Genomic DNA, 15362 nt, shown 5'->3' with positions numbered 1-15362 from the left:
CACTTGATTGGCCCAGCACCTGCGGATTGACAATGTGAAGCGGCCTCTCTCCATTGAGAACGCGAGCCGACAGGCCGACGCAAACGGCGGCGATGTGGAACGACACCATTGTTAGCCGCGCCATGGCGCGAGGAAGTCGAACAGCAGTCGATTGACGGTTTCAGGTTGCTCTTCCTGGGGCAGATGCCCACATTCCTGAATGGCATGCACTTCCAGGTCCTCTGCCGTCTCGGCCCAAACCTTGGGCATATCAAACAACTTTCCAACGGTGTGGAAATCAGCGCCCCAGAGAGACATGACCGGGCAGGAGATCTTGATGTCGGCATCTTCAAGATCCTGAGCAACATCTTCCGGGTTGGCGCGATAGTCTGCCATGGCACCTCGAAGTGCGCCGGGCGCTTGGTATGCTCGCACATAGGTGTCGAATGCTTCTCCAGAGATCGTGGCTGGGTCATAACACCAATCGGAGAAGAAGTGCCGCAGCCAGATATGTTCTCTCCCTGCTATCAACGCTTCGGGCAAATCAGGAACGAGATGGAAAAGGAAGAACCAGTAAGCCTTTGCGATCCGGGCATCAATGTCGCGAGCGACCACTCTTGTCGGGACATTATCCATGACCACCAAACGGTCTATTAGATCGGGGTAGTCTTTTGAGAACCTGGTTGCCACGCGAGCGCCGCGGTCATGTCCCACTAGGGCGATTTTCGGGATATTAAGCGCCTGCATGAGTTCGCATAAATCACGAGCCATATTGCGCTTGTCGTAGCCGGTCGCCGGTTTGTCGGTTTCTCCGTAGCCGCGCAGATCAGGAGCGATGACCCGATAGTGTTGTGCGAGGACCGGCATTTGAAAGCGCCAGCTATAATTCGTTTCAGGAAAGCCATGCAGCAGGAAAACCGGCGGACCTTCACCTGCCTCAACAATGTGTTGTCGGATGCCATTGGCGTAAATCGCGTAGCTCTTCGACTTCATGTGAACTCTCCATCTGCCGGGACTGGTGCATTCCGTACCGCCGTTGCGCAAAACGTCGATCGCTTCCAGCTTCGGCGGAGCCAGCACTGAGCAGTGGGGCTCAGACGTACTCCACTCATTTGTCTCGAGCTTGTACAAACGATTGGGGCTTGAACGAATCCATGTCGGATTTCCGTCCACGGTGATAATGCCCACTGCGCCTCCGGCCGAACCGACCGCCGAGAGACCAGGTTAACAACCAGGTTTTTGTGAGCGATGTGAGGGCAATTCGACAAGTTCGAATGCAATCGACAAGATGAAGCGGGAGCTCCGATCTTATTTTCCGGCTTGAAAACAGCACCACCGGCGACGGCTTTTCATGGTCGAACCCGGCAAGGCTGATGATCGCAAAAGAGTAAGGGCAGCACGGACCGTGCTGATCTCGACCCTGCACTCGGTATCATTCTCAACAATCTCATGGAGTTCCGTCATGGCCAATATTCCCCTTCTCACTCCCGCTGATTGCGCGCTGGTCCTGGTCGACGAACAGGCGGGCCTCGCTTTTGCCGCCGGGTCGGCGGACCGGCAGTTGCTGCGCAGCAACGCCGTGGCCCTGGCGCGAACCGCAACCGCCTTTTCGGTTCCCGTCGTCGTCAGCACGTCTGCATCCAAGGTCTACAGCGGGCCGCTCATGCCGCCGCTACGGACCGTATTGACCGACGTAACCCCAATCGAGCGACGCAATATGAATCTCTGGGAAGACGATGCGGCCAAGGCGGCAATCGTCGCCACTGGCCGCAAGACGCTTGTCTTCGCAGGGCTGCTGACGGAGGCCTGTGTCAGCTTCCCCGTGCTGTCGGCACTCGCCGACAGCTACAAGGTTTACGTCGTCGCAGACGCATGCGGCGGCCTGACGCCTGCCAGCCACGACGCAGCACTTCGGCGATTGGAGCAGGCAGGCGCGATCATGACCTCATGGCTGCAGTTTCTGCTCGAGATGCAGCGCGACTGGACAAGGCACGACACATACGAGGCTGCGCGAAGCATCGTCGTCGACCACGGCGGCGGCTACGGCATTGGTCTCGACTATGCCCGTGACATGATCAAACCCGCCTGAGGAGACCACGATGAGCTTCGACTTCAATCCGACGGCATGGCAGATCGTTCCGGCTCGTGGTTTCGACCAGTTGAAGGTCGGCGAGATCTTCAGGGCGCCCAGCCGCACCTTGACCGATGCGCATGCCTCGGCTTTCCAGACGGTATCGTGCGACAATCATCCCATCCATTATGATACTGGCTACGCGCAGCGTTACGGCCATCCGGCACCAGTCGTTCATGGCTTGCAGGTGCTGGCCTTCACTGCGCCGGGCGCCACGCTGCTGCCCCATAATTTCGGTGCCATCTTCATCGCCTTCACTGAGCTTACGGCGAAGTTCCTGGTCGAGGTCCACGCCGGGGATACCCTCTATTCCGCGCTTGAGATCATCGAATTGACGCCGCTGGACGGCAAGGGCGAAGTCACCACAGATGTCACCGTCCATAACCAAAAGGGTGAACTCGTGCTGTCTGGCCGCCATAAATATCTGTTGCGAACCGCGTGAAATGGCGGACGATCGTACGAGCCAGGCTGCGAATATTGGCAGCATGCCGTCCGACAAGGCGTCGGGGGCAACGCGGTTCGTCGGCATTTTTCTGTCGGTGGCGCCCGCAATGTTCCTCGGATCGCTCGATCAAACAATCGTTGCAACGGCGCTGCCGGTGATCGCGGCGCAGTTCAGCAGCTTTGCCGACATTGCCTGGATCGTCACTGCCTATCTGCTGGCTGCGACCATCGCAGCGCCGATCTATGGACGGTTGGGCGATGCGATTGGGCGTAAGACGACGCTGATCGGTGCACTAGCGCTGTTTGTCGCAGGCTCGGTCGCATGCGCTTTGGCGCCGAGCTTCTCAACTCTGATTATTGCGCGCGCCGTGCAAGGACTTGGCGGTGGCGGATTGATGACGCTTGCTCAAGCGGTGATCGGCGCGGCAGTCAGCCCCCGAGAACGCGGTCGTTTTCAGGGCTGGTTCGGAGCTTTGTTTGCGCTGGCCAGCACGATCGGACCGGTACTAGGCGGACTTCTTTCCGAGCATGCGGGCTGGCGATGGATCTTCTGGATCAATCTGCCTCTGGGCGTTGTTGCCGCCATCGCCGCTTGGCGGGTGGAGGCCGATAGCGGCGAAGGCGAATTCTCGCCTGACCTCATCGGCACCACGTTGTTCGCAGCCGCTACGGTCTCGCTGCTGCTCGCGCTGAGCCTTGGATCGTCACTCGGCTGGGGGTCGGCGACGATTCTCCTCTTACTGGCATGCGGCGTGATCGGCTTGGGGCTTGTCCTGCCTGTGGAGAGACATATAGCGAAGCCTTTGTTGTCGCCGGATCTCATCGCACAGCCGGTGGTCTGGCGCGCTGCGGTCTGCGTGCTGCTGTTTGCAGCAGCACTTTTTGCCAGCTTGGTACAGGTTCCGCTGCTGCTGCAGCTTTCCTACGGAATAGGGCCGTCATTGTCGGGGCTGCTGCTGATCCCTCTGACGCTCGCACAAGTCGCGGTGTCGACCTGGGCTGGGACGCGCGTATCGGTCACCGGCCTGCCGCGCGGGCCGCTCATATGGGGGCTGGCCGTTGCGACGATTGGATTTGCGGCACTCCCCGCGGCGTTGACACTCGGGCCGATCGCCATCGCCGCAGCGTCTATCCTGTTCGGGCTCGGGCTCGGTACAACGATGCCCGCCGCACAGACGCTCGCGCAATGGGCTGGCGGAAGGAGCAGTCTGGGAGCTACGACGGCAACACTGTCCTTTTCGCGATCGGTCGGCGGCGTGATGGGGACGGCTGTTACAACGGCAATCCTATTGGCAGCAATCGAGCATTATGCTCCCGGATCGTCGTCGGGTGTTCAAGCCTTGATCGATGGCAGCGGATCGACCGGCGAGCCGCCACTGCCTGCGGAGGTTGTAATCGCAGCCTTTCGTTGGGTGTTCGGCTGCATCGCGCTGCTGACCTCTGCCGCCACGCTGCTGGCGTTCACGATACCCGTCGTGAATCTTTCCGATCGTGAACCGCAACTTTAACCAAGGAGCATTTGATGACAGACCTGCCTCCGCCGCCCCCTATCACCACTCAGGAAATTCGTATCGTCGACGCCCAGGGGAACCCACGCATTTTGCTGTCGGCGAAAGATGGCGTTCCTGTCATTCTCCTGATGCAAGAAAATGGCGACAACGGAGCCCGCGTCATGCTCGACACCGCCGGCCGTCCGGCGGTGTCGCTGGATAACCCGATATCCGGCGGACCGAGTGCTACGATGGAGATCGACGACAAGGGCGCACATGTAAAATTTGACCGCCCCGGTGGTGCGTCCTCGTATCTATTCCTCAACAATGCTGGAGGCTCAGGCATGGTGTTGATCGACCCGGAAGGTCGGCGGCGGCTCGAAGCGACCGTCGCCTCAGACGGCACCAGCACGATCAAGCAGCTTGGCGCAGATGGCAAGCCGTTGCCGTAGAGGAACAGCACACGTCATAAGCCGGCGGTGGATCCAGATCTCAAGCCCAATATCGTCAAATGGCAACGGCTTTTTTAAAGCCGCATGTTGTGCCGCTTCATGCCGCGCCCATCCGCACGCCGATTTGTGGGCAAAGTGTCTCCCGGCGATCCCGCGTGCTTCCGGGACGCCACGAATTTGATGCGCTCTGTCGGCGAAAAGACAAAAATGGCACTTCAGGGTCGCAATGATGATCCGCTTGAAGGAAAGTCTCGCATTTTGGCGCAAACTCTCGTCTTCAAACCAGGGGTTATTGGCGATGGGCTGCCGCGGGTGCTATGCGTTTCATGCCGCAATGCACAAAAGCGCGCACTTTCGATCGGAGTTCTTGGAGTTCCACACCTCCGGAGCTGGTCGGGTACGCACGAAGAAAGATTCGCATGGACATGCCTCGCATTATCGCCCGAGACCTGGAGTTGGCACTGCTTGAGCAGGCATATGCCCGGGTGTCGCGGACAGGATATTGCGAGATCGTCCTGATATCGGGCGCTGCCGGCGTGGGAAAAACCGCACTCGCACGCCAGTTCTTGTCGGAAAAACCTTCGGTTGCAATGGGAAAGGCCGGCCAGGCTCAGTCCCGCGTACCCTACTTCGCACTGCTCGAGGCGCTTCGGTCGATTTCGGCCAGCCCTCGCCGCGGCCTCCTTCATCCTGAGCTGCATTTAGCGGCGGAGATGCAAGTTGCGCCAAAAGAGCTGGAGACGATGGTATCGCTACCCTCGGCACAAGTTCAGGAAAACCTGCATTGCCGCCTGATCGAGGAATTCCAGCGCCATACCCGACCAGGCCAGCCACTCGTCATCTTTCTCGATGATCTGCAATGGCTCGACCGGGGTTCTCTCGACTTCGTTCAGATGTTTGCGACCAGCGCGCAGCAAGACATGCTGCTTGTCGGCACCTATTGCGACAGCCAAGTCGACGGTTCCCTCCACCGTCTTATAGAGCATCTACATAACGGCGCCTTAGCTGTTACCAAGATCGATCTTCTCGGACTGAGGCAGGAAGCCATCCGCGAGCTTCTGAAAAACACCTATCCCGAGGGGATGGCGTCCCACTTCGCGTTCGACATTCATGCCGAGACGGCCGGCAACCCCTTTCACGTCAGCCTTTTGGTCAACCATCAGGAGAAAAATGGCCGGCCGGACACCAGCGCAACACTGAACCAAGCCTTGCCTGCCCTCGATGACGATGCGCGTGACATGCATTCCCTCATCAGGGCCCGGATCGAGGATCTTCCCGCCACGGTGCGGCAAAGCCTACACCTCGCCGCCTGCATCGGTACGACGGCGAATGCGGCCCTCCTGGCAAAATGCCTCGCCGTTGGCGAGGAGGAACTGGCCGACACCCTCCGGCCTGCCGTCACGGCCGATCTCATCCGCCTGGATAAAGAGGCGTGGAGCTTCGCCCATGACACCTTGCAAGCCGAGACTTATGAATTCGTCTACGGCGGCTCCGCTGCGGATGATCATGCGTGCATCGCCAAGTCGATGGTGGATCTGGGTTACGCTGCAACGCACGAGCGCCTCCTGTCCTTGGCCGACCAGATTTGCAAAGCTGTCGACAGCGACCTTGCCGTGCGCGAGCGGTTCCCTTTCGCGGCCGTTCTTGCGAACGCGGCACGACTTGCCAGGCGTGTCGGCGCCCACGACAGTGCTTTTGCCTATCTGGACGCGGCGACCTGCCTGTATCGCGACGATGTGACATCGGACGCACAGATCTGGGAGTTGCGCGCCCTCAGATGCGAATGCCTTCTAGAAGACTTCGGCTCCAAGCTGGCGGAAAGTGATTTGGAATGCCTTGTCGCTGCAGCCACTACCGACCTTCAGCGAGCCCGAGGTCTGAGGATGCAGGCGGTCCTGATGACACTGCGCGGCCGGTTTGACGAGGCCGTTGAAATTGCCCTTTCTGGTCTACGCGAACTCGGCATCGAATTGCCGCGCAGTCCCAGCGAAGCGGAACTCGATCGAGCTTACGAAACTGTAAGCCGGCAGATCGATGAACTCGGCCCAGAAAGGCTGATCGACCTGCCTCTTCTGGACTCACCCGGCATCGAAGCGTCGATGGAGCTCCTCTCGACGCTGCAGTCATCCTTCTTCTCGAATGATGGGCTAATGTTCCTACATCTTTCAAAGATGGTCGAGCTCACTCTGCAGCACGGCGTAACAGGCTCTTCGTGCTACGCCCTGGCATGGTTCGGCGTCTCGATCGCAAGCCGCCACAACGCAAAGAAGCGCGGTGTGGAGCTTGCGCGCGCGGCCCTGGCGATCGTCGACCGGCATGGCTTTATTTCGTTCAAAACCGCAACCCTGGTCGCGCTCGATCAGGTGAGCGTCTGGACAATGCCACTTAGTTATGCGCTCGACCGTGCCCGCGAGGCGTTCAATTTCGGGCGAATGAGCGGCGACCTCAGCATGGCGTGCTATGCCTGCAACCACGTCGTATCCGACCTCCTTGCGATGGGCGAGAATCTGAGCCTGGTCGAGGACGAGATCGGTCGCGGTCTTGTCATCGCTCGTCGAACGAAGTTTCACGATGTGGAACAGATCCTGAAAACACAATTGGCCTATGCGCGGTCACTAACCACTAACGGCTATATGGCTGACAGCATCGCAAACTTCCACGAAGATACAGCGTCGACGGCCATGTCCCCGCTGATCTTCTGGAAGTATCTGTTCGAAGGCGTGTCGGCCTTCTTCCATCGGGATCTCGAGAACGCAGCAAGATCGCTGAAAGCAGCCAGCAGTTGGATCTGGGCAAGCCCTGCTCACATCCATCTGTCTGATCTCCATCTTTACTCCGCGCTGACAGCGACGGGCGCCGGCATTGACGCCAAAAAGGTCGCACAGTGCCATCGGGCCGCGATTGCCGGCTTTGCCGACGACAATCCATTTACGTTCAACAATAAGCTCCTCCTGATTGATGCTGAGATCGCCCGCGTCGAAGGGCGGGATACGGAAGCGTTGAACCTTTTCGAGCGGTCGGCTCAGGCGGCAAGCGCGGCGGGCTTCCTCCACGAACAAGGGCTTGCCCACGAGCTTGCGGCCCGTCACGCCCGTTCCAATGGTCTCGCTTTCGTATCACAGGCGCATGTCGAGGCCGCGCTCAAAGCCTATGGCAGTTGGGGAGCCACAGCCAAGGTCAAACGCCTCTCTCAAGACTTCGCCGTCGAAACCGGAAGAGCCGGACAGACGGCTGCGCCCGGAGCCGTAGCCTATCCGATTTCACCTGGCTTTGCCGAGGAGCCGGGGCTCAGGAAGCTCATTAAGCGGATCACGGGCGACGTCATGCAACGCACCGGTGCCAGATACGGCTTGTTCCTGTCGCCCGGCGCCCAGGGTTTCACAGTCGAGGCCAGGGCAGATGTGATCGACGGTGCGGTGCGGGTTGAGATTGATAGCACACCGCTCGACGCCGGCCAGGCTCCGCTGTCGGTCCTCGACCTCGCATTTCGCACCGGAAAGACCGTGCATTACGGTGACGCAATGAGCGAGGCGGGCACCGATCATCGGCACAGCCTTTCGATTCATCCGGCACGGTCGCTGCTCTGTTTGCCTCTGATGACCCAGGGCGTGATCGTGGCGCTCGTCTACCTGGAAAACAACGTCTCTGCGAATGTATTTTCGACAGGAGCTGCCTCGACGCTGGAGCTGTTTTCCGACTATGCGGCAACGTCGCTGCAGACATCCCGGCTCTTTGCAGATCTGATGGCGCGCAGTACCCGCCGGTTCCAGACGGAAGCTGCCCTGCACGCCGCTCGCGCGGAACTCATCAAGACCTCCCACCTACATGTGCTCGGAGGGCTTGGTGCATCAATCGCACACGAGATCAATCAACCGCTTTCCATCATCGTTTCAAACGCCGGCGCTGGCCTTCGCTGGATGAAAGCGAACCCGCCCGAACTGCAGGAAGTGGAGACAAACCTCACAGAGATCGAGAAGGCGGGACTGAGGGCCGGTGATATCATCAAAGCGGTGCGTTCGCTGGCCAAGGAGACTTCGGCAAATCTCGAATTGATCGAGTTGGACGGGATCGTTGCCGATGTTCTGGCTATGGTCGCTTCCGATATCGAAGAATCGGCGGTAGTGGTCGAGCGGATGCTGAATGCCGGTGCGACGGTCCTCGCCGACAGCGTTCAACTGCAGCAGGTCGTACTCAATCTGATTACCAACGCTTGGGAAGCCATGTGCCATCTCGACGGCAACCGCACACTCAGGATAACCACCTTCGTGCGTGATGCCTTCGTGGTCGCGACGGTAGAAGACAGCGGCGCTGGCATTTCGCCCAAGGATCGCGACAGGATATTCAGCCCCTTCTTCACCACAAAAGCGGCCGGGCTAGGAATGGGTCTTGCGATATGCCGCTCGATTGCCCAGGTGCATGGCGGCACGCTCGATGTCGCGAGCACGACCGCGGCCGGAACCATCATGGTCTTGAGTTTGCCGCTCGCCGCATAGGCCATGTTGACAAATGGTCGTGGCGCTTCGGCTTCGTGACCATGATCGGCTTGAAGGAAAGGCTCGCGTTTTGGCTGATACTCTCGTCTCGAAACGCAGGGTTATGGCCGTGCGTCGCTGGGGGTGCTAAGCGTCTCATGCTGCAACGCACAAGAGCACATATTTTCGATCGGAGTAGGCCGCATGCAATTCTTGCAGGTGATCGTCAATCTCGCTTTGAGTTCCGCCCGGACATGGCGCAAGGCCACGCCTGGAACCGCAGCTTGCCATTCGCAGCCGCCGCGAACAGGAGCCTTTTGTGAGCGTCTAAATGGAAGAAAGCGGTGCAGGCGTCGATCCCGAGATGCGCGACAAACTATTCGAGAGCTTTTAAACAAGCAACAAAACAGGCACCGGGCTCGGCTTTGCAATCTGCCGGTCCATCATCGAGGCACATGACAGCACGATCGAACTGCATCCTCTCCACATTTGGGCGCTCGCTTCGGCTCCCGCCTGCCTCTTTGTCCTGCTAGTGCGAAAGAATAGGATCAAGCAATGTCAAACACGACTGAAGGCCCGCTCATCTATATCATCGACGATGACGAGGAGTTACGGCTTTCGCTCGACAGCGTCTTCCGATCGGTCGGCCTAAAGACACGGTCTTTCGGGTCCGCAAAGGATTTTCTGGAGGCTAAGAGGCCGGATGTCTTGAGCTGTCTTGTCGTCGACGTCCGCCTGCCCGGCATCAGCGGTCTCGATTTTCAGGATCAGCTGGCGAAAAGCGGTGCTTTCGTTCCAATCGTCCTCATGACCGGTCACGGCGACATTCCGATGACCGTGCGGGCAATGAAGGCGGGTGCCGTGGATTTCCTGGCGAAACCGTTCCGCGATCAGGATATGCTCGACGCAGTGTCAGCGGCGCTACAGCTAGACCGAGAGCGACGGGCGGGCGACAGCGAACTAGCTGCGCTTCGCAACCGTTATGCCGAGCTTAGCCTTCGCGAGAAGCAGGTGATGGCGCTAGTGACAACCGGCCTCATGAACAAGCAGGTGGCGGGAAAGCTGTCGCTCAGCGAAGTCACCGTCAAGATTCACCGTGGTTCGGCAATGCGCAAAATGGAGGCCCGTACCCTTGCCGATCTGGTCAAAATGGCAGAACTCCTAAAGCTCCACGATACGCTCATTCAAAGCTGAAGGTCGTTCCGACCTGTTGAGTGCATGGCAAGTGCCCCGTCGAGATTGGCAGCGAGGACGTCGAGCGAGAAAGGCTTGGCGATGAAGGAGATCGCTCCACAGCCATAGGCTCTCTCCTCAAGGTGCGGATCGGTGCGGCCGGTCATCAGGATCACCGGCAATCCAGGCGCCACTTCGCGCAGCCTAAGGGTAAGAGCAAGACCACTCATCATCGGCATATGGATGTCGCTAAGCACGCAAGAGAACGTGTCGAGATCGGAGTGGTCGAGCAACTGGCTCGCCAAGCTGAAGCATTCCGCGCAATAGCCCAGCGACCGGACGAGACTGCTCAGGGCAGCAAGAATGTCTGCGTCGTCATCGACAATTCCGATCAATGGCCTCGACGGCATCGCGGTCTCCTTTGCACCGTACCGATGCCTCCAAGACTGGTTTCAGCTGTGGCCCGGCACATGCACTAACGGACTTACCGCCCATCGATTACGTCGGCTTCCGGGCGATCTCCGCCGGCGACATGTTCGGTGTGCCACGTGCCGTCTTCGGACTGGAAGGTGATTTCGGCGTCCCGGCCTTCGATCTGCTGCCTCCTAGCCGCGGCATGGGCTGCAGCCCGGGCGGCCTCGTGGGTTGGATAAGGCTCCGACCAGACATCATTCAGACGATAGGCCCAACCGCCATCATGGCGATCGATGTGATATGTAAGACGCATGGGAACTCCTGCTGAATTGTTGTCAGTGAATAGCCTAGCCAAGGGGGACGAAGCCGATCTGCTTGCGCTGCGGGCTTTCCTGCCTCAACGTACGCAGCATCTCCACATATTCCCGTTCGACTTCTGGAGTGACCGAAGCACGGACCTCCTGGAGGGCTTTGGCGAAATGCGAAGCGGCAACTTTGCTCACATCGAGAGATTCGCGCAACGCAATCAGACCGGCGCGCCGGCAGAGGTCTTCCAGATCGGCACCGGTGAAGCGTTGCGTCCGTTCGGCCAGATCGTCAAGATCGACATCTCCAGCGAGCGGCATCTTCTTGGTGTGGATGCCAAGATCTTGCGTCGTCCGCCACCGTCCGGCACAGGCACATAGACGAGTTCGTCGAAACGACCGGGACGCAGAAGAGCCGGATCGAGCAGGTTCGGCCGGTTTGTCGCCGCCATTACCACCACGCCCCGCATGTCTTCCAGCCCGTCCATTTCGGCCAGCAGCGTGTTGACCACGCGTTCCGTCACCGCCGGTTCTCCAAACCCGCCGCCGCGGGCCGGCGCCAGCGAGTCGATCTCATCGATGAAGATCACCGTTGGCGCCACTTGCCGGGCGCGTTCAAACAGGCGTGATACCTGCTGCTCGGATTCGCCATACCACTTCGAGAGCAGGTCCGATGATTTGGTCGCAACGAAATTGGCCTCGGCCTCGCGGGCAACAGCCTTGGCAAGCAAGGTCTTGCCGGTGCCCGGCGGGCCGAAGAGGAGGAACCCTTTGGCCGGACGGATACCAATGCGTTTGAAGGATTGCGGCGACCGCAACGGCAGTTCCACGCCCTCGCGAAGTCGCATCTGCGCCTCGTCGAGGCCGCCAATGTCGCTCCACCGCACGTCCGGTGCCTGAATCATGATCTCGCGCAGTGCGGAGGGCTGGATGCGTTTCATCGCACTTAGGAAGTCGTCCTGGCAAACGCTCAGCTTTTCGATCACTTCAGGAGGAATGCCTTCACGCAGATTGATGTCCGGCAGAACCCGGCGCAGCGAGTCCATGGCTGCCTCGCGAGCAAGCGCGCCAAGATCGGCACCTACGAAGCCGTAGGTCGTGCGCGCAATCTCGTCGAGATCGATATCGTCAGAGAGCGGCATGCCGCGGGTGTGAATGGCAAGCACCTCGCGCCGCCCTTTCTGATCCGGAACGCCGATGACGATCTCGCGGTCGAAACGGCCCGGACGGCGTAGTGCCTCGTCGATGGCGTCGCGGCGGTTGGTAGCGCCGATGACGACAATGTTCTGGCGCGGCTCCAGCCCATCCATCAGCGTCAACAGTTGCGCGACGATGCGACGCTCGACCTCACCGGTCACCTGCTCGCGTTTGGGCGCAATGGAATCGATCTCGTCGATAAAAATGATCGAGGGCGCATTCTGTGCCGCCTCATGGAAGACCTGTCGCAACCGCTCTTCCGACTCTCCATAGCGGCTGCCCATGATTTCGGGACCAGCAATGTGAAAGAAGTGCGCTTCTGTCTCATTGGCGACGGCGCGGGCAAGCAGCGTCTTGCCGGTGCCCGGCGGTCCATGCAGCAGCACGCCCTTCGGTGGATCGATACCTAGCCGCTGGAAGAGTTCCGGATGGCGTAGCGGCAATTCCACCATCTCGCGCACCTGATCAACGGAATTGCCGAGCCCACCGATATCATCGTAGGTTACATCAGCACGCCGCGCCTCCTTCGGCTCTTCGAATTGCGGTCGCAGCTCGACGACTGTTTCCTCGGTCATCTGCACAATGCCGCGGGGCTGTGTCGAGACAACGACGAGACGGATTTCCTGCAGGCCGTAGGCCGGCAGATCGAGCATATTGCGCACCATGTCGCCGGCGTCTCGGCCATTAACACGCTGCTGGGCAGAGGTCGAAACGACATCGCCCGATGTCATGGGCCGATGCTGGAAGGACCGCTTCAAGGCATCCCCAGAGCCTTGCAAGCGCAGGTTTTTCTGCGCCGGCGCCAGGACGACCTTGGTCGCCGGGCGAACGTCCGCTTTGCGTACCTCAACATAATCACCGCTCGACGCACCAGCGTTGACACGCTGCAGGCCATCTAGGCGGATGATGTTAAGGCCCTCGTCCTCACCGTAGGCGCGCATTGCCAGCGCCGCCGTATGGCGTTTCCCAGTGATCTCGAGGATCTGGCCCTCCTGGACGCCCAGTTGGTGCAACGCCGCAGGGCCGAGCCGTGCAAAGCCGAGGCCGGATTCTTGCGGCCGGATATTAGCCACTTGGAGCTTAAGTTGGCCGTCTTCGGACACTGCCATGATGTTTGCCTTTTCGAATGCTTGGGATGAAGGCGAGGCTTCGCACTGCGAGTTCTGCGGGATCATTCGAGCAAAGAAGCCGCGAATGCGACTGCCGGTCTTTTCCACGACAATGCGGACTGCGACCTCGAGCCATGTCGACCTCTCCTTTGTCGAAGCTATGCCGACCGATATCGAAAGACCTGTCTGCGGGTATTGTCGATTTCTCCGTTCCGTGGACATTCCTTCTGTCGAAAAAAGGTACAGAAACCTCAGGCAACCTGCTCTCATACCCATGTATGGGATTTCCCGACCCTAGTATGATTTTTGAAATGCGCTCTGGTTGATAGGGTCTTTACATCGCCTCAGACAGAGGCGTGTAGCGATCCTCCTCTCGCTACCTCCAGGCTTCGCATCCCCTCCGAAGCCTGCGGATCGACGATCCGCCAGACCGCCCGGCGGCCGCCCCGGGCGGTCTTTCTTTATCCATTGCGAGGAAAAGTACGAGACGAAAAGACGACTACGGGACACCCCTGCCAGAGACGATGCGGGCCCAGTTCAGAGGCTGGCAGTGAGCCTGCAACCCTGGGCGACGAAGTCTCTTCGGCCCCTCAGCCGATCCATCGCGAAGACATCAACCGCTTCCGTCAGATCGCTCTCGTGAGAAGGTTTTGATCAGGAATCGGCGAAAATATACCATCGCGTTTGACGTCGGCACGCTCACGGACAGTCACTTGGATCCACGAAGGATGTTGGCAGCCTATGGGCATTTTAATGTTGGAGAGATTCTTTTCGACAACCAGCGCCGCCACGCAACTCCTTGAGTGCTTGTGAACTTTCACATCGGCACCTTCGTACCGGAGAAGGAGGCGGCGAAGAGGCTTGTCAGCAGGCCTCGACTGTCTGATTGTCAATGTGCCCCGCCGGGGGCCGGGCGGGCGCGATGATCGATGATTCGCACGCCAAGCGCAATGACGGCAAGCGTGACCCCGAGCAGGCTGACACCCAGCCATTCGGCATAGCCCCATGCAGCAGTTGCCAATGCGGCACCGGCGGCACCCCCGAGAAACATCGACGTCATGAAGATGGTGTTCAGGCGGCTGCGCGCTTCCTGATCAAGTGCGTAGACGATATGCTGATTCGAAACGAGTGCGCTCTGGATGCCAAAATCCAGCACGATTACGCCGATAACGAGGGCGGCAATAGAGGCCCACAGCCCGAAAATGATCCAGGCAGCGAGCGTCAGCAAGGCACCGAGCCATACCACGAAATGCGGGCCGCGCCGGTCGGCGATTCGGCCGGCAAGCGGGGCGGCGAAGACGCCGACAGCACCGACGATACCAAAAAGGCCGGCGACATCAGCTCCGAGATTGAAGCGTGGCGTCTGCAGATAGAGCGCAAGGATCGTCCAGAAGGCCGTGAATGAGCCAAACAAGGCCGCTTGCATCAGTGCGGCCGAGCGCAGCGCCCTTTCGCGCTTCCAAAGATGGGCGAGCGAGCCGATCGCCATGCCGTACTGCATACGCGAGGTCGGCCGGTGTGCGGGAAGCGTGAAATACATAAGGACTGCCGCGCCGAGCGCGAGGGGGACGCCAATCCAAAACATGTCGCGCCAGCCTGCGTGTTCGCCTACGAAACCCGACAAGGTTCTGCTGATGAGAATACCGGACAGGACGCCCGCCATAACAGTGCCGATCGTCGCGCCGCGTTCTTCCGGCGCGGCAAGCGTTGCCGCCAGCGGGACGATCTGCTGGGCGACAGTAGCGCTGGCGCCGACGGCAAGTGATGCTGCGCACAGCGCCCAGGCACCGGGTGCAGCGGCGGCCACGGTAAGCGCTGCGGCCAGGATGACGAACTGCGCGATGATCAGGCGGCGACGGTGGACGATATCGCCGAGTGGCAGCAGAAAGAACAGTCCAAGCGCGTAGCCGAGTTGCGTCGCCGTGGGAATGAAGCCGGTGATCGGCTGATGCGCGAATTCGGCTTCGATGATGCCGAGCATCGGCTGATTGTAGTAGATGTTGGCAACGGCAATGCCGCTCGCCGCCGCCATGGCATACAGAGCCGGCTTGCCCAATCGGACGGAACCGGCTGATGGTTGAAGATTCGTTGTCATGGTCGTTGCCTTTCTAGGAGCTTTTAGCCCGAGGACAAGCCAGACCACGGCAACCCCTGAGACGTCATTTGTCGTTTCAAGAGCTTCACTCAGTTGCTTGG

General features: G+C 59.6%; 10 protein-coding genes and 1 pseudogene. 6 read left to right on the top strand and 5 right to left on the bottom strand.

Going from position 1 to position 15362, the window contains the following annotated elements:
• Positions 1 to 111 precede the first annotated feature (111 nt).
• Complete coding sequence (locus LPU83_RS69230) at positions 112 to 972, bottom strand: alpha/beta fold hydrolase (RefSeq protein WP_024315180.1); 861 nt, start codon at positions 970 to 972, stop codon at positions 112 to 114.
• 469 nt (positions 973 to 1441) lie between these two features.
• On the opposite strand from LPU83_RS69230, the gene LPU83_RS69225 reads away from it, so the two are divergent.
• The 6 genes from LPU83_RS69225 to LPU83_RS69200 all read left to right on the top strand — a co-directional run bounded on the left by LPU83_RS69225 (position 1442) and on the right by LPU83_RS69200 (position 10162).
• Positions 1442 to 2068 (top strand): hydrolase, encoded by a 627-nt coding sequence (locus tag LPU83_RS69225; protein WP_024315179.1) that lies wholly within the window; start codon positions 1442 to 1444, stop codon positions 2066 to 2068.
• Positions 2069 to 2078: 10 nt separating this feature from the next.
• Positions 2079 to 2552: a MaoC family dehydratase gene (locus LPU83_RS69220; RefSeq protein ID WP_024315178.1), complete on the top strand. Its 474-nt coding sequence runs from the start codon at positions 2079 to 2081 to the stop codon at positions 2550 to 2552.
• Position 2553: 1 nt separating this feature from the next.
• Positions 2554 to 4062 (top strand): MFS transporter, encoded by a 1509-nt coding sequence (locus LPU83_RS69215; RefSeq protein ID WP_024315177.1) that lies wholly within the window; start codon positions 2554 to 2556, stop codon positions 4060 to 4062.
• Positions 4063 to 4076: 14 nt separating this feature from the next.
• Positions 4077 to 4496: a hypothetical protein gene (locus LPU83_RS69210; protein WP_024315176.1), complete on the top strand. Its 420-nt coding sequence runs from the start codon at positions 4077 to 4079 to the stop codon at positions 4494 to 4496.
• Positions 4497 to 4915: 419 nt separating this feature from the next.
• Positions 4916 to 8989: a trifunctional serine/threonine-protein kinase/ATP-binding protein/sensor histidine kinase gene (locus LPU83_RS69205; protein ID WP_040680959.1), complete on the top strand. Its 4074-nt coding sequence runs from the start codon at positions 4916 to 4918 to the stop codon at positions 8987 to 8989.
• A gap of 534 nt (positions 8990 to 9523) precedes the next feature.
• Positions 9524 to 10162, top strand: coding sequence for a response regulator transcription factor (locus tag LPU83_RS69200; protein WP_024315174.1), 639 nt, complete (start codon positions 9524 to 9526; stop codon positions 10160 to 10162).
• On the opposite strand, the gene LPU83_RS69195 is transcribed toward LPU83_RS69200, so the two are convergent.
• The 4 genes and pseudogenes from LPU83_RS69195 to LPU83_RS69180 all read right to left on the bottom strand — a co-directional run bounded on the left by LPU83_RS69195 (position 10153) and on the right by LPU83_RS69180 (position 15261).
• Entirely contained in the window at positions 10153 to 10551 is a 399-nt protein-coding gene (locus LPU83_RS69195) for a response regulator transcription factor (RefSeq protein WP_024315173.1), read from the bottom strand. The two genes, LPU83_RS69200 and LPU83_RS69195, sit on opposite strands and share 10 nt — an antisense overlap.
• 74 nt (positions 10552 to 10625) lie before the next feature.
• The gene (locus LPU83_RS69190) at positions 10626 to 10868 is read right to left on the bottom strand and encodes a DUF2188 domain-containing protein (RefSeq protein WP_024315172.1); all 243 of its coding nucleotides are present in this window, start codon (positions 10866 to 10868) and stop codon (positions 10626 to 10628) included.
• A gap of 34 nt (positions 10869 to 10902) precedes the next feature.
• Positions 10903 to 13166 (bottom strand): annotated as a pseudogene (locus LPU83_RS69185) (CDC48 family AAA ATPase).
• An 889-nt stretch (positions 13167 to 14055) separates the two neighbouring features.
• Positions 14056 to 15261, bottom strand: a complete 1206-nt coding sequence (locus LPU83_RS69180) for an MFS transporter (protein ID WP_024315171.1) — start codon at positions 15259 to 15261, stop codon at positions 14056 to 14058.
• Between the last annotated feature and the right edge of the window lie 101 nt (positions 15262 to 15362).

Origin of the sequence: Rhizobium favelukesii, assembly GCF_000577275.2 — a bacterium.
Classification (GTDB): Bacteria; Pseudomonadota; Alphaproteobacteria; order Rhizobiales; family Rhizobiaceae; genus Rhizobium; species Rhizobium favelukesii.
The sequence above is the reverse complement of the archived record's forward strand: the minus strand, read 5'-3'. Positions and strand labels throughout refer to the sequence as shown.

Bases quoted from the DNA above. Each gene is read 5' to 3' on its own strand.
- LPU83_RS69210 (WP_024315176.1), top strand. From the start codon at position 4,077: ATGACAGACCTGCCTCCGCCGCCCCCTATCACCACTCAGGAAATTCGT.
- LPU83_RS69195 (WP_024315173.1), bottom strand. From the start codon at position 10,551: ATGCCGTCGAGGCCATTGATCGGAATTGTCGATGACGACGCAGACATT.
- LPU83_RS69200 (WP_024315174.1), top strand. From the start codon at position 9,524: ATGTCAAACACGACTGAAGGCCCGCTCATCTATATCATCGACGATGAC.
- LPU83_RS69180 (WP_024315171.1), bottom strand. From the start codon at position 15,261: ATGACAACGAATCTTCAACCATCAGCCGGTTCCGTCCGATTGGGCAAG.
- LPU83_RS69190 (WP_024315172.1), bottom strand. From the start codon at position 10,868: ATGCGTCTTACATATCACATCGATCGCCATGATGGCGGTTGGGCCTAT.
- LPU83_RS69230 (WP_024315180.1), bottom strand. From the start codon at position 972: ATGAAGTCGAAGAGCTACGCGATTTACGCCAATGGCATCCGACAACAC.
- LPU83_RS69215 (WP_024315177.1), top strand. From the start codon at position 2,554: ATGGCGGACGATCGTACGAGCCAGGCTGCGAATATTGGCAGCATGCCG.
- LPU83_RS69220 (WP_024315178.1), top strand. From the start codon at position 2,079: ATGAGCTTCGACTTCAATCCGACGGCATGGCAGATCGTTCCGGCTCGT.
- LPU83_RS69225 (WP_024315179.1), top strand. From the start codon at position 1,442: ATGGCCAATATTCCCCTTCTCACTCCCGCTGATTGCGCGCTGGTCCTG.
- LPU83_RS69205 (WP_040680959.1), top strand. From the start codon at position 4,916: ATGGACATGCCTCGCATTATCGCCCGAGACCTGGAGTTGGCACTGCTT.